A 13,562-nucleotide genomic window follows, 5' to 3' on the forward strand; every position below is an offset into this window, starting at 1 on the left:
ACTGTAAAAGATGACGGATAATGATAACAATCGGACTGTCCCAAACGCGCTCCCGGTCGGGTACCGTTTCAATGAGTTTGAGATTAAAGAGGTAATTGGCGGCGGCGGATTCGGCATCGTCTATCGCGCCTGGGATCACCAGCTCGAACGCACTATCGCTATCAAAGAGTTTATGCCTTCCTCCCTCGCCGTGCGCGGCGAGGACATGACGCTGGTGCTGCGCAGCGAGCGCTTTGGCAAAGCCTTTTCCGCGGGCCTGAACAGCTTCATTCAGGAAGCCCGCCTGCTGGCGCGGTTCAACCACCCGAACCTGCTGCACGTGCTGCGTTTCTGGGTACAAAACGACACGGCCTACATGGGAACGCTGTTCTACAGCGGCACCACGCTGTCTCGCCTGCGCGAAGAGAAGCCCGAGCTGATTAACGAGACGTGGATCCGTCGCATGCTGCCGATGCTGTTTGGCGCCATCAAAACGATCCACGATGAAGGCTATCTGCACCGCGATATCTCGCTGGACAACATTCAGATTCAGGATAACGGCCTGCCGGTGCTGCTTGATTTCGGTTCGGCGCGCCGCACCATCGGAAATCTCTCGGACGAGACGGAAACCATGCTGCGTCCGGGGTTCGCGCCAATCGAGCAGTATACCGACGACAATGAAAGCGAGCAGGGGCCGTGGACGGATATCTACGCTCTCGGCGCCGTGCTGCGTACCCTGATCGTAGGCTCTCCGCCGCCGGTCAGCGTGGTGCGCTCCATTCAGGACACCTGTAAACCGCTGGTGGAGCTGATGCCGCAGGGCTATTCCATTCCGCTGCTGCAGGCGATTGACCGGGCGCTGGCGCTGCATATGGAAGATCGCCCGCAATCCATCGAGGAGTTTGCGGCCCTGATCGAAATGCCCGTCGCCGGTATCGACGACGTGCTGACCGCGAAAAAGACGGGCACGATGCTGGTGCCGGTTGAAGAGGAGACGTCTGCTTCCGCGCTGGACTGGCGGCGCTACAAGCTGCCGGGACTGGTCGCCGCGGGCGTGCTGGTTGGGGTTGTTGCCGGCGCGATGCTGTTCGGCGGCGGTCAGAGCGCGCCAGAGCAGACGGCGCAAGCGCCTGCCGCGACTCCCCCTGCACGGACCACTGCCGCAGCGAATACCACACCGGAAACGACAGAGGCCGACGAGCCGGCTGCGCCACCTGCTGCCGCACAGCAGGGTACGCCGCCCGTTGCCGCCAGCCCCGTCGCGCTTGTCTATATCCGCATGCTTGACGGCGAGACGCTGAAGGTTAACGGTGAGCCGAAAGCGCTGCGTCCGGGAAATAACGGTTACGCATCGCTGAAATTGCCGGCGGGCGAGGCCCGTATCGAGCTGGAAGGGAATGGAAGAACGCGTACCCAGACGCTGGATATTGCGAAGCCAGGCACCTGGCTGGTGAACCCGTAGGCCAGCGGGTAACAGGACGGAGCGCATGTACAACATCAAGTTTGTCTATCTTTTTCATGAGAACGTTTCACCGGCGCTGTTTGCGAAAATTATCCGCCCGTCCGTTGCCGGGCAGTGGATTATGTCGGTTCCTGACCATTCGCTGCGCTCGCTCTTCACGCGCTACGATTTGCTGCGCAACATCACCGGCGCGAATCCTTATCAGTCCGGGCGCGATACCCGCAAGCCGATCGCTCAGGATTTGGATATCGGCAGGGTAGTGGCCATCGACGAAAGCTTCCGCGACTGGTCATCGGTAACGGAGATTTTTTATATCAATGCCAAAGGGCAGCTGCAGGCTGCCTCCCTTGTTGGTCTGGGCTGGTACCCGGTGAGTACGATTGTCGATCGTTACGAAACCATGGTGAGAGCGTATGGGTCTCGCCCTGCGCCAACGGTGTTGCCGAAGCAGGTGGTGAAGTCTAAAGCGGCGCAGGTGCCGGATGCGCCAACGCCGGGCAAAGACGGTAAAACCTATGCGGCACAGCTGGAAAATATGACCAAAGCCGAACGCTGGCAGGCGCGTAAGGAGCTGATTGCAAAGGGCAGCAACAGTCTCTACCCGGATGCGCAGATAGCGGCTAAGCGGTTAGCGGCGAATAATATTGCGGTTGAGAAAGCGAAGCTTGCTGAGAACGTCTACAAGACGGTAAATCCGCTGGAAACGACGCCGGGCGTGCCGGAGGGGTGGACGGATATCAGTAATGATGCGGCCGCGCTGAAGAAGCTTGGGCTAAACAGCAAATCACTGTTCGACAACTCAGGCTCTCCGGATTTTCTGGCCCGCGTTTATCAACCCGACCCTGAGGTTTTTGGTCGCGAGATGAACCCAACGTTAGTTTTCAGAGGGTCACGGCAACCCGAATTTTTCCCCATGAAGAACATGGCTGACTGGAAAAATAATGGTGCGCAAGGGCTCGGAATGGCGTCAGATTATTATAAAAGAGCGGTGGGTCTTGGCGAACAACTCTCTAAATCTGGCCAACAGGTGGACATTGCGGGCCACTCTCTGGGAGGCGGATTAGCGTCTGCTACCGCGATGGCCAGCGGTATGCCAGGATGGACCTTCAACGCGGCCGGTCTGAATTCAGGCACCGTAGAGAAATACGGCGGAAGTTTGTTAGGCAGTACCGAAAATATTCAGGCCTACCGTGTTGAAGGCGAACTGCTTACAAAGATCCAGGAAGTTAATCTTTGGGAAGATCTCAAAACGGTAAAAGGACATATACCGACACTGATAGCCAAAGAGGAGCTTTCTGCCGTCATGCCTAACGCTGCCGGAATTGCTCACGATCTTCCGGGTGGCACGGGGGGCGCGCTCGATCGTCATGGAATCGATCAGGCGATAAAATGTATTGAACAACAGAAGGATGAAGACATCGCTATTATCGGGAGTCGCGCGTGAAATCATTGATTACAGGCTGGATAGCGCTTTGTTTAATGTTAATGGTTCAGGGGTGCAAGCAAAATATGGATTTAAAACCAGACAATTATTTCAGCGGTCAGCAGCTCACCGTAGCGCGTGCAATTGAAGCCGGTGAGAGGGATGAGGTTGTTAAATTAGCGTCGGAAACAGACCTTAATAAACCCGGTAAAGAGGACATGACGCTTTTGTTTTGGGCGGTGATGAACGCAATTAACGATAAAAAAACACCGGATCAGCTAAAAATTATTACCGCTCTGGTTAAATCGGGAGCGGATCCGCTCCAGCCAAGGCCTTCGGGGGAGAGTAGTCCGGCCGAATATGTGCTGAAAGCAGATAGTGGGGTCTGGATAAAGGCGATGCTGGAAGGCGGATTATCGCCGGATGCGAAGGATAAAACGTTTGGGGAACCGATTATCTTCGAAACCCTCGAAGCAAAAAACACCGATACTCTGCAAGCGATGCTTGACGGTGGAGCAGACATCAATATTACCAATTCACTGGGTAATACGTTGCTGATCGCCGCCCTGGACTTTCACTCTTACGACCATGTCCTGCTTTTGCTGGAGCGTGGCGCAAACGCTGAGATCAAGGCGGATAATGGCTGGACAATGGCCAACCAGCTGCAGCGTTATCTGAACCGGGCGAAAGAGGGCAGTGACGAATATCAAAAACTGACTGAAATCAAAGATGTGCTTATTCAGCATGGCGGTAAATGGCCTCCTGCACCCGTGAAGTAAGGCTGGCGTTGATGATCTCAAAAGAAAAGGTTTTCTATTTTTGGGGCGTGATGGATATCATCGGGATTGTGTTTTATTCGATGGGGCCTTTACGTTTGCTTGAGTCCTGGTGGGACGCCACCGGAGGAAATCTGGGGATGATCGTCTTTATGGTCATTGCTGGAGGGGTAAATGGCATTCTGACAGGAATCTTCTATCTCGCATATTTTTTGTTGCCCATTTCGATGTTTTTCTCCGCCTGGTTTTTTTTCACAAACCACCGATATGCTGTCCGTTTTGCCCTCTCGCAGGAAGCATTGCGCGTTCTCACTGTAAGTTGTTCAGTGACGTTATTCCCTGTTGTTATTGTCGGTACTGGGTTAAGCATTCTTCCCCTAAATATTGTGCTGTTTGTATTTTCTGAATTACTAAAAACCGGAACGCTCATCTTTATCATAAAAAAACAGCCCGCCGACCCTGCAGAGCATTGACCGGAACAGCGCCTGTTCATGCTTGTCTGTTGCCGTAATACTTTTCATCGCATAAGCCATATGGATTAACGATTATGCTCAACCGAATTACCGTTCAGCTCCCCGTCGAGGGACTTCTTTTCTGGAAACTTTCCGGCCGCGAGGCGATGTCCGAGTCGTTCGCCCTGACGTTGACCCTGCTCGGCACGGACGCGCGCATCGACCGCAGCAAACTGCTCGGTCAGCCGGTCACGGTGACCATCCCGACGCAGAACCTGCTCACCTCCCGCTACATCAACGGCAAGGTGACCCGCGTGGCGGTGAGCGCCGTTGAGCTGACGGGCACGCGTTATGCGGTCTACCAGCTGACGGTGGAGCCGGACCTGTGGCCGATGAAGCGCGACCGCAACCTGCGCATCTTCCAGGGGCAGACGGTGCCGCAGATTGTGAAAACCCTGCTGGGCGAACATCAGGTCAACGTCGAGGACAAACTCACCGGCAGCTACCGGGTGTGGGACTACTGCGTGCAGTATCAGGAGTCGAGCCTGGACTTCATCAGCCGCCTGATGGAGCTGGAAGGCATTGCGTATTACTTCAGCCACGAGGCCGACAGGCACACCCTGGTCCTGACCGACGCCGCCACCCAGCACCAGCCGTTCAGCGGCTACGAGGTGATTCCGTACCACCAGACGCCGTCCGGCGGCAGCACGGACGAAGAGGGCATCAGTCAGTGGGCGCTGGAGGACAGCGTGACGCCGGGGATTTACAGCCTCGACGACTACGACTTCCGCAAGCCGAACGCGTGGCTGTTCCAGGTGCAGCAGAACCCGGCGTCGCCGAAGCCGGGCAGCATTGACGTGTACGACTGGCCGGGGCGCTTTGTGGAGACCGGGCATGCGGAGTTCTACGCCCGCATCCGTCAGGAGCGCTGGCAGGTGGAGCATCAGCAGATTCAGGCCACCGCCACGGCGGCGGGCATCGCGCCGGGCCACACCTTCACCCTGACTAACGCGCCGTTCTTCAGCGATAACGGCGAGTATCTGGTCACTGCTGCGGGTTATCACTTCGAGGAGAACCGCTACGCCAGCGGGGAGGGTGAAACCGTTCACCGCACCGACTTCAGCGTTATCCCGGCATCGGTCTCCTATCGTCCGGCGCAGAGCACCGCGTGGCCGCGCACCTACGGCCCGCAGACGGCGAAGGTTGTCGGGCCGCAGGGGGAGAGCATCTGGACGGACAAATACGGTCGCGTGAAGGTGAAGTTTCACTGGGACCGCCTGGCGAAGGGGGACGACACCAGCTCCTGCTGGGTGCGCGTGTCGAGCGCCTGGGCGGGCCAGGGTTACGGCGGGGTGCAGATCCCGCGCGTGGGCGATGAGGTGGTGGTGGACTTTATCAACGGCGATCCGGACCGGCCGATTATCACCGGGCGCGTGTACAACGACGCGAGCATGCCGCCGTGGGCGCTGCCGGCAGCGGCGACGCAGATGGGCTTTATGAGCCGCTCGAAGGATGGCTCGGTCGATAACGCCAACGCCCTGCGCTTTGAAGACAAGGCGGGCGCGGAGCAGGTGTGGATCCAGGCCGAGCGCAACCTGGATATCAACGTTAAGAATGATGAGTCCCATGCGACTGAAAAAAATCGAACTCAGTATGTGGGCGAAGATGAAACCTTACGGGTGGCAAAAAATCAGAAAGCAGGGGTGAAAGGTGAGGTGGTTTGCCTGACGGGTAGCAGCCGCAGCGACAAAGTTGTTAATAACTACATTCTCTCAGCGGGTAATACCCTGAGGCTGGAGTGTGGTGAAAGCGCTATCGAATTAACAAAAGACGGCAGCGTGAATATCATCGGCAATAACTTCAACTTTACTGCAAAACAGAATGCGCAAATAAATACGCTTTCCGGGCAGCTGCATTTAAATCCTGCTGAAGGAACCAATGCCATTGATGCACCAGGGGCATCCCACCAGTCAGCGATCCAGCAGGAAGTGGATGGCTTTTTTGTGTTCAATGCTAATAAATAATTATATTCAGCCTGCCACATAACCGGCTTTCCCGTCACCATAGGCGACGGGAAAGCCAGGCATTGAGGGGCAAAAGAGGCACCCTGAAATGAACTGGTTATTCTTTTTTTCCTTTTTGATCCTCACGCTTGCACTTATCTGGAATGACAATAACCTTTTTAATAAGAAACAATGGATCAGCATGGGTCTGATGCTGGGGCTTGTCCTGCTTTCTACAGCCGGCATTGGTTTTCTTTTAAAATGGCTGGCGCTGACATTTTCAATATTTCCGGTCGCGGTGGCTAAACACTACTCCATCATCTTATCAATGTCTCTCCTGTGCGTCTGGGGTATGAAATTTACCGTCGTTTTGCTATGCACAATATTTTCTGGTGTTATGGCGGGGCATAAAAAATACAACGCTCCGAATTATGAAAAGAGCTCCCGGGTCACATACACCGTAGCGTCGCCCCTGTTTATCTTCGCCAGGCTCCTTCTTTCGTTGGGGTGTGTCCTTATGTTTTCAGGTTTGTGGCTTAAGTAAGCGTTGTAATTGACGCTGCATTGCGGCTGCTGAAACTAAGACGTTGCATTTACGGAATAAAGATTATGCTCAACCGAATTACCGTTCAGCTCCCCGTCGAGGGACTTCTTTTCTGGAAACTTTCCGGCCGCGAGGCGATGTCCGAGTCGTTCGCCCTGACGCTGACCCTGCTCGGCACGGACGCGCGCATTGACCGCAGCAAATTGCTGGGCCAGCCGGTCACGGTGACCATCCCGACGCAGCGCCTGCTTACCTCCCGCTATATCAACGGCAAGGTGACCCGCGTGGCGGTGAGCGCCGTTGAGCTGACGGGCACGCGTTATGCGGTCTACCAGCTGACGGTGGAGCCGGACCTGTGGCCGATGAAGCGCGACCGTAACCTGCGCATCTTCCAGGGGCAGACGGTGCCGCAGATTGTGAAAACCCTGCTGGGCGAACATCAGGTCAACGTTGAGGATAAACTCACCGGCAGCTACCGGGTGTGGGACTACTGCGTGCAGTATCAGGAGTCGAGCCTGGACTTTATCAGCCGCCTGATGGAGCTGGAGGGGATTGCCTATCACTTCAGCCACAAGGCCGACAAACACACCCTGGTCCTGACCGACGCCGCCACCCAGCACCAGCCGTTCAGCGGCTACGAGGTCATCCCTTACCACCAGACGCCGTCCGGCGGCAGCACGGACGAAGAGGGCATCAGCCAGTGGGCGCTGGAGGACAGCGTGACGCCGGGCATTTACAGCCTCGACGACTACGACTTCCGCAAGCCGAACGCGTGGCTGTTCCAGGCGCAGCAGAACCCGGCGTCGCCGAAGCCGGGCAGCATTGACGTGTACGACTGGCCGGGTCGCTTTGTGGAGACCGGGCATGCGGAGTTCTACGCCCGCATCCGTCAGGAGCGCTGGCAGGTGGAGCATCAGCAGATTCAGGCCACGGCCACGGCGGCGGGCATCGCGCCGGGCCACACCTTCACCCTGACTAACGCGCCGTTCTTCAGCGATAACGGCGAGTATCTGGTGACGGCGGCGGGGTATCACTTCGAGGAGAACCGCTACGCCAGCGGCGAAGGTGAAACTATTCACCGCACCGATTTCACCGTCATCCCGGCGTCGGTCTCTTATCGCCCGGCGCAGAGCACGGCGTGGCCGCGAACCTACGGCCCGCAGACGGCGAAGGTTGTCGGGCCACAGGGGGAGAGCATCTGGACGGACAAATACGGTCGCGTGAAGGTGAAGTTCCACTGGGACCGCCTGGCGAAGGGGGACGACACCAGCTCCTGCTGGGTGCGCGTGTCGAGCGCCTGGGCGGGCCAGGGCTACGGCGGGGTGCAGATCCCGCGCGTGGGCGATGAGGTGGTGGTGGACTTTATCAACGGCGATCCGGACCGGCCGATTATCACCGGGCGCGTGTACAACGACGCGAGCATGCCGCCGTGGGCGCTGCCGGCAGCGGCGACGCAGATGGGCTTCATGAGCCGCTCGAAGGATGGCTCGGTCGATAACGCCAACGCCCTGCGCTTTGAAGACAAGGCGGGCGCGGAGCAGGTATGGATCCAGGCCGAGCGAAATATGGACACCAGCGTTAAGAATGATGAAACGCACAGCGTCGGCGGCGAGCGCAGCCACTACGTGAAGAAAAACGAGCTGCATCGCGTGGAGGCTAATCAGATCCAGGCGGTGAAAGGCGGCACCGAGATCCTGACGGGCAAAGGCAAGCTGGATGCGGCAGTGGAACAGTACGTTATCGCTTCCGGGACGAAGCTGAGGCTGGTATCCGGCGAGAGCGCGATTGAACTCAACGCGAACGGTAAAATTAGCCTGATCGGCAAAGAGTTTAACTTCTTCGTTGAAGGGGATGGTCATATCACCACGGGCGGTAAGCTGCACCTGAATACCTCTGGTACCAAGCCGGGCACAACGGCACCTGGTTCTGGGCATAAAGGGGATATCGATGCGGCGGTCCAGGCGAAATTCACGCCACCGAAAGAATAATCGCTTCCTGTCTGCCGCCATGTTGTCCATAACGGCCCTTAAAATTCTTCAGCAATCTTAGAAACGGGTTCACCGATGAAATATACCCTCCAGGAAGGTTCGTTTTCCCTTTTTCCTGCGGCCTGGCAGGATAACAGCATGAACATTATTCGCGATGACGAAAGCGGGCTGTCGGTCGTGGTCAGCCGCGGCGTTATCCCGGATGGCTGCGATTATGAGAAAGAGTTCCACCGCCAGTGGGACGTGATGCGCCCTCAGATGGGCGAGATCGTCCAGAGCGAATTCCAGCGCGTGAAAGCCGGGCCTGACGGCAAAATCAACGGGCTGGAAGTTGAAACCAACTTTGACCATAACGGCCAGCGCCTGTGGCAAAAACAGCTGGCCGTGCAGACGCCGGGCAAACCGGTGTTGATGATTTTTACCCTCTCAGCGCTCAGAGCATTCACTGAAGAGGACGAGGGGCGCTGGAGCGCGCTTAAGCAGAGCCTGACGCTGAACGACAACCGGAATGTGTAAGGCATGAGCGATAATAACGCGGCCCGTAAGGGTGACGAGATTATTCATTCCAGCATCTTCGCGGATATCACCAGCATGGTGGCGGAAGGTGCCGCTTATGCGGTGATCGGCGCGGCGGTGGGGGCAGCCGCTACCGTGGCGGCACCATTGCTGGGGGCAGGGGCGGCAGCCGCAGGCGTGGCGGCGATTGGTTCCAGCTGTCTGTTAAGCGGCATCATTGGCGGCGTGCTGGCAAACGTGGCGGGGATCACAGACGATATCAGCAGCGCCGCCGAGGGGTTGGGCAATGCGATTTTCCCTCCGTCGCCTGCGGGTAAAATCACTACCGGCTCCGACAACGTTCTGACGAATGCCATCCCCGCCGCGCGCGCGGCCGGAACGCTCACGCCAGCAGATACGCCTTCACCTGAACCGCAGTCGCCGGGCAGCTTTGCCGATTACGCGGGCATGCTGCTCTCCGCTGCCGGACAGTTTGGCAGCGAAATGTGGCAGCCGAGCGTGGCGTCTGCCGCCGCGGGGACCTCGCCGCTGGAAGAAGACAAGGTGGCGTGTGAAAAGCACTCCGGCCCGCAGTATCTGGCGGAAGGCTCGAAAAGCGTCTTCATTAACAGCCAGCCCGCGGTGCGTGCGAAAGATCGCACCACCTGCGAGGGTACCGTTTCCGATGACGTCTCCCCGAACGTGATCATCGGCGGCGAGACGCTGACGGTCCGCGATATCAAAAGCGGCAAAACGCCGGGGCTGGCGCTGGGGATGATTGCGCTCTCCCTGCTGCGCGGGCGTCCGGGCAAGATTTTAAAAAACATGCCCTGCGCGCTGGCGGCAGCTGGCGGCGGGATGCTGGCCGATATGGCCGTTAACGCCGTGTTTGGCTCCTCGCACCCGGTTCACGCGGCCACAGGCGTAAAGGTGCTGAATGACGACGATGAGCTTGATTTCTCGCTTCCGGGCCGCTTCCCGCTTCGCTGGCAGCGCAGCTACAACAGCCTGACCACCCGCGAAGGGCTGTTTGGCCTGGGTTGGGCTACCGCTTTTGACAGCTATCTGACGCTTGAAGAGAACAGCGCGACCTGGTTCGACGAAACCGGACGTGAGCTGAGCTTTGAACTGCCGCCAGTGGACCGCGCGTTTTACAGCATCAGCGAAGGCATCATTATCCGTCGCAACGAGAGCGGCGACGTGGCGATTGCCGACGATGACGGCGCGGTGTGGCGTCTGTATAAACCGACACGCATGAATCCATCCGTTCTGCGTCTGGCCTCCCTTAGCGACGAATACGGCAACGCGCTGCTGACGGAGTGGGACGAGCACGGCAGGCTGGTTGGTCTTCACGATGAGCCGCGGGCGATAGACGTCACCCTTCGCTATGAGGACGAACGGTTCCCGCAGCGCGTGACCGCTGCCAGCCATTTTGACGGCAGCCGTAGCTGGCCGCTGATGCAGTGGGGTTACGATGCGCGCGGCCAGCTGGCGAGCGCGACCGATGGCTCTGGCGTTGTCACCCGCGAATACCGCTATAACGACCACGGCCTGATGGTCTGGCACCGCCTGCCGGGCGGTCTTGAGAGCGAATACCGCTGGAAAAAATTTGACCACTGGCGCGTGGTGGAGAACCGTACCAGCACGGGCGACGGCTGTCGCTTCACCTACGATCTGGACGCCGGATTGACCACCGTCGATCACTATGATGGTCAGAAACGTCAGCACTACTGGAACGCGCAAAATCTGATTGTCCGCTACGTCGACGAGCGCGGTGAAAACTGGCGCTACGAGTGGGATGACAACGAGCTCCTGACCCGCCGCATCGATCCGCTCGGGAACGCCGTTACCTTCGTTTATGACGAGATGGGCAACCGGGTGCAGGAGATCGACCCCGACGGCAATGCCCGCACCACCACCTGGCTTGAGCACCGCGCGCTGCCGTCTGCGATTATCGAAGCCGACGGCAGCGCTACCCGTTTCTGGTACGACGAACATCACGGCCTGAAGCGCGTGGTGGACCCGATGGGGCAGACCACGCTGCTGCGCCGGGACGAGTTTGGTCAGGTTGTTGAAGAGGTGGATGCCGCCGGAAACAGCCGCCATCAGGAGTACAACGAGGCGGGACAGGTGGTGCGGGCGACGGACTGCTCTGGCCGCACCACCCGCTATAGCTATCATCCGCTGGGCTGGCTGATGACCGAGACGGGCGCCGACGGTGAAGAGACGCGCTATCGCTACGACGCGGCAGGGCGCCCGGTGCAGCTCGATCGCCCGGAAGGCTGGACGGAGTCGCTCAAATGGAACGAACGCGGCCTGCCGGTGAAGCATGCTGGCGCTGACGGTAAAGAAAGTGAGTTCAGATACGATGAGGTCGGACGCTTAACCGCCACGCGTAATACTCAGGGTGAAGAGGTCCGCCGCCGCTGGGACAGCAGAGGGCGTCTGATTGCCCTTGAAAACGAAAACGGCGAAGCGTATCAGTTCCGCTGGGGGCCTGACTCGCTGCTGCTCGAAGAGGTGGGGCTGGACGGTGTTACCTCGCAGTATCGCTACGACGCCTGTGGGCGCACCATAACGCGTACCTTTGCCGCCGGGCACCCGGAAGCCATCACCCATACTTTTGCCTGGAGCGCGAGCGGCCAGCTGGTAGCCCGCACCACGCCGGAAGGACAGACCCGCTACCACTACACCCCGTCAGGGCTGCTGAGCCGGATTGGGCTGCACCCTGCGCTTTCAGCAGACGCCTGGAGCACCGAGGCAGAGCAGGAGCTTGCCTTTGAGTATGACGCGCTCGGTCGCGTCACGCGCGAAGCGGGCGAGCACGGCGAGCTGGCGTGGCAGTACGACGTCCTGGGCAACCGAACCTCCGTTACGCTGCCGGATGGCCGCGAGCTAAAACAGTTCTACTACGGCAGCGGACATCTGCTCGGCATTGCTCTCGATAAGCTGTCGGTCTCCGACTTTACCCGCGACGAACTCCACCGTGAAACAAGCCGCACGCAGGGGCTGCTGACCACCCGCAGCGAATACGACCGTCTCGGCCGCCTGCATCGCCGGGACGTCTTCACCGGTAACGCCCAGCGCCCGTCGCCGCGCCGCTGGTCCCGCCGCTGGGATTACGACTACCGCAATAACCTGGTGCGGGAAGAGCGGGACGATAACCCGTTCAGCTGGTACCGCTGGCAGTACGACAGCGCCGGGCGACTGCTCGTTCAGGACGGCACGCTGCCCGGGCAGGAGCAGTGGCGCTGGGATGCGGCCGGTAACCCGCTCGACGGATCTGCTGAGAAGGTCACGCACAACCGCCTGACGCAGCTGAACGGTATTCGCTGGCATTATGACATCCACGGGCGCACCGTGGAGAAGGATAACGGTCAGAATCGCTGGCACTACCGCTATGACGGCGAACATCGCCTGACGGAGGTGATTAGCCAGCCGCGGGATCGCAACAGGCCGCAGACGCGGGTCAGCTTCCGCTACGACCCGCTCGGACGCCGCATCAGCAAAACGCGCCAGCAGATGCTGGGCGGACAGCCAGTCGGCAAGCCGGTCACCACCCGGTTTGTCTGGGAAGGGTTCCGCCTGCTGCAGGAGCTGCACGGAGACGTGCCGCTGACCTATGTCTACAGCGACCAGGACAGCTACGACCCGCTGGCGCGCATTGACGGTGTTGATGCCCCGGAGATCTTCTGGTTCCACTGCCAGCCCAACGGCACGCCGGAGCGAATGACGGATATCGAAGGGCAGGTGCGCTGGGAAGGCGTTAACAGCGCCTGGGGCAAGCTTCTGCGGGAAAGTGAGACGCAGCTATCAGGATATCCCCAGAACCTGCGCATGCAGGGGCAATACCTGGACCGTGAGACAGGGCTGCACTACAATCTGTTCCGGTATTACGACCCGGACTGCGGACGGTTTACGCAGCAGGACCCGATAGGGCTGGCGGGAGGGATAAACCTTTACCAGTATGCGCCGAATGCGCTGGGTTGGGTGGATCCGTGGGGATTGAGTAGGTGTTCTGGAGGCACCCGGTTAACTGTCAATAAACCGAAGATTTTAAGCAGCACAAAGCTGTCGTCAACTGAGAGAAAATTCCTCGAAAGGCAGTTCATGAAAAAAATGAATGCATTAAACCGAGCGGCTCAAAGAGGAGAGTTAGTTTGGTCTCCAGGCACCCATGAAGTTAGGATTTCATCTTTGCAAAGTTCTTACAGGCAAGCTGTTTCTGCACGATTTGAAAGGATGTTTGGCTCAACTCCTGATCTAAGTAAGTTAAACGCTGATCATCCTGTTGATTTAATTGTGGGAGGTTCGCCTACACAAAGATTACAAATGCTGAATGAAACAATTAATAAAAGTGTCGGTAGTTCTTTAAAAAATGCAGGCAGAAAGGCGGGGCTTCAGCCTGGGGATGCCATCAGCGAAATAATATTTCAATAG

Annotated in this window: 9 protein-coding genes; all 9 read left to right on the forward strand. The window is 58.3% G+C overall.

Annotation, left to right across the window (positions count from 1 at the left end):
• The first annotated feature begins 10 nt into the window (after nt 1–10).
• The 9 genes from HWQ14_RS14425 to HWQ14_RS14465 all read left to right on the forward strand — a co-directional run bounded on the left by HWQ14_RS14425 (nt 11) and on the right by HWQ14_RS14465 (nt 13,562).
• A complete protein-coding gene (locus HWQ14_RS14425; RefSeq protein ID WP_176610087.1) occupies nt 11–1,441 on the forward strand; it encodes a serine/threonine protein kinase in 1,431 nt (476 codons plus the stop codon).
• A 25-nt stretch (nt 1,442–1,466) separates the two neighbouring features.
• Nucleotides 1,467–2,885 (forward strand): alpha/beta fold hydrolase, encoded by a 1,419-nt coding sequence (locus HWQ14_RS14430; protein ID WP_176610088.1) that lies wholly within the window; start codon nt 1,467–1,469, stop codon nt 2,883–2,885.
• Nucleotides 2,886–2,920: 35 nt separating this feature from the next.
• Nucleotides 2,921–3,643, forward strand: coding sequence for an ankyrin repeat domain-containing protein (locus HWQ14_RS14435; RefSeq protein ID WP_413815239.1), 723 nt, complete (start codon nt 2,921–2,923; stop codon nt 3,641–3,643).
• Nucleotides 3,619–4,113: a hypothetical protein gene (locus HWQ14_RS14440; RefSeq protein ID WP_245166398.1), complete on the forward strand. Its 495-nt coding sequence runs from the start codon at nt 3,619–3,621 to the stop codon at nt 4,111–4,113. Before HWQ14_RS14435 ends, HWQ14_RS14440 begins: the two co-directional genes overlap by 25 nt.
• 74 nt (nt 4,114–4,187) lie before the next feature.
• Nucleotides 4,188–6,116, forward strand: coding sequence for a type VI secretion system Vgr family protein (locus tag HWQ14_RS14445; RefSeq protein WP_176610090.1), 1,929 nt, complete (start codon nt 4,188–4,190; stop codon nt 6,114–6,116).
• A gap of 88 nt (nt 6,117–6,204) precedes the next feature.
• Nucleotides 6,205–6,639 carry a hypothetical protein gene (locus HWQ14_RS14450; RefSeq protein WP_148422786.1) on the forward strand — a complete coding sequence of 145 codons (435 nt, stop codon included), beginning with the start codon at nt 6,205–6,207 and terminating at the stop codon, nt 6,637–6,639.
• Nucleotides 6,640–6,704: 65 nt separating this feature from the next.
• Nucleotides 6,705–8,627 carry a type VI secretion system Vgr family protein gene (locus HWQ14_RS14455; protein WP_176610091.1) on the forward strand — a complete coding sequence of 641 codons (1,923 nt, stop codon included), beginning with the start codon at nt 6,705–6,707 and terminating at the stop codon, nt 8,625–8,627.
• A 75-nt stretch (nt 8,628–8,702) separates the two neighbouring features.
• On the forward strand, nt 8,703–9,143 hold the full coding sequence (locus HWQ14_RS14460) for a DcrB-related protein (RefSeq protein WP_148419564.1): 441 nt from the start codon (nt 8,703–8,705) through the stop codon (nt 9,141–9,143).
• Between the two features lie 3 nt (nt 9,144–9,146).
• Nucleotides 9,147–13,562: an RHS repeat-associated core domain-containing protein gene (locus tag HWQ14_RS14465; RefSeq protein ID WP_245166399.1), complete on the forward strand. Its 4,416-nt coding sequence runs from the start codon at nt 9,147–9,149 to the stop codon at nt 13,560–13,562.

The sequence above is a fragment of the Enterobacter cloacae genome (assembly GCF_013375935.1).
Classification (GTDB): Bacteria; Pseudomonadota; Gammaproteobacteria; order Enterobacterales; family Enterobacteriaceae; genus Enterobacter; species Enterobacter pasteurii.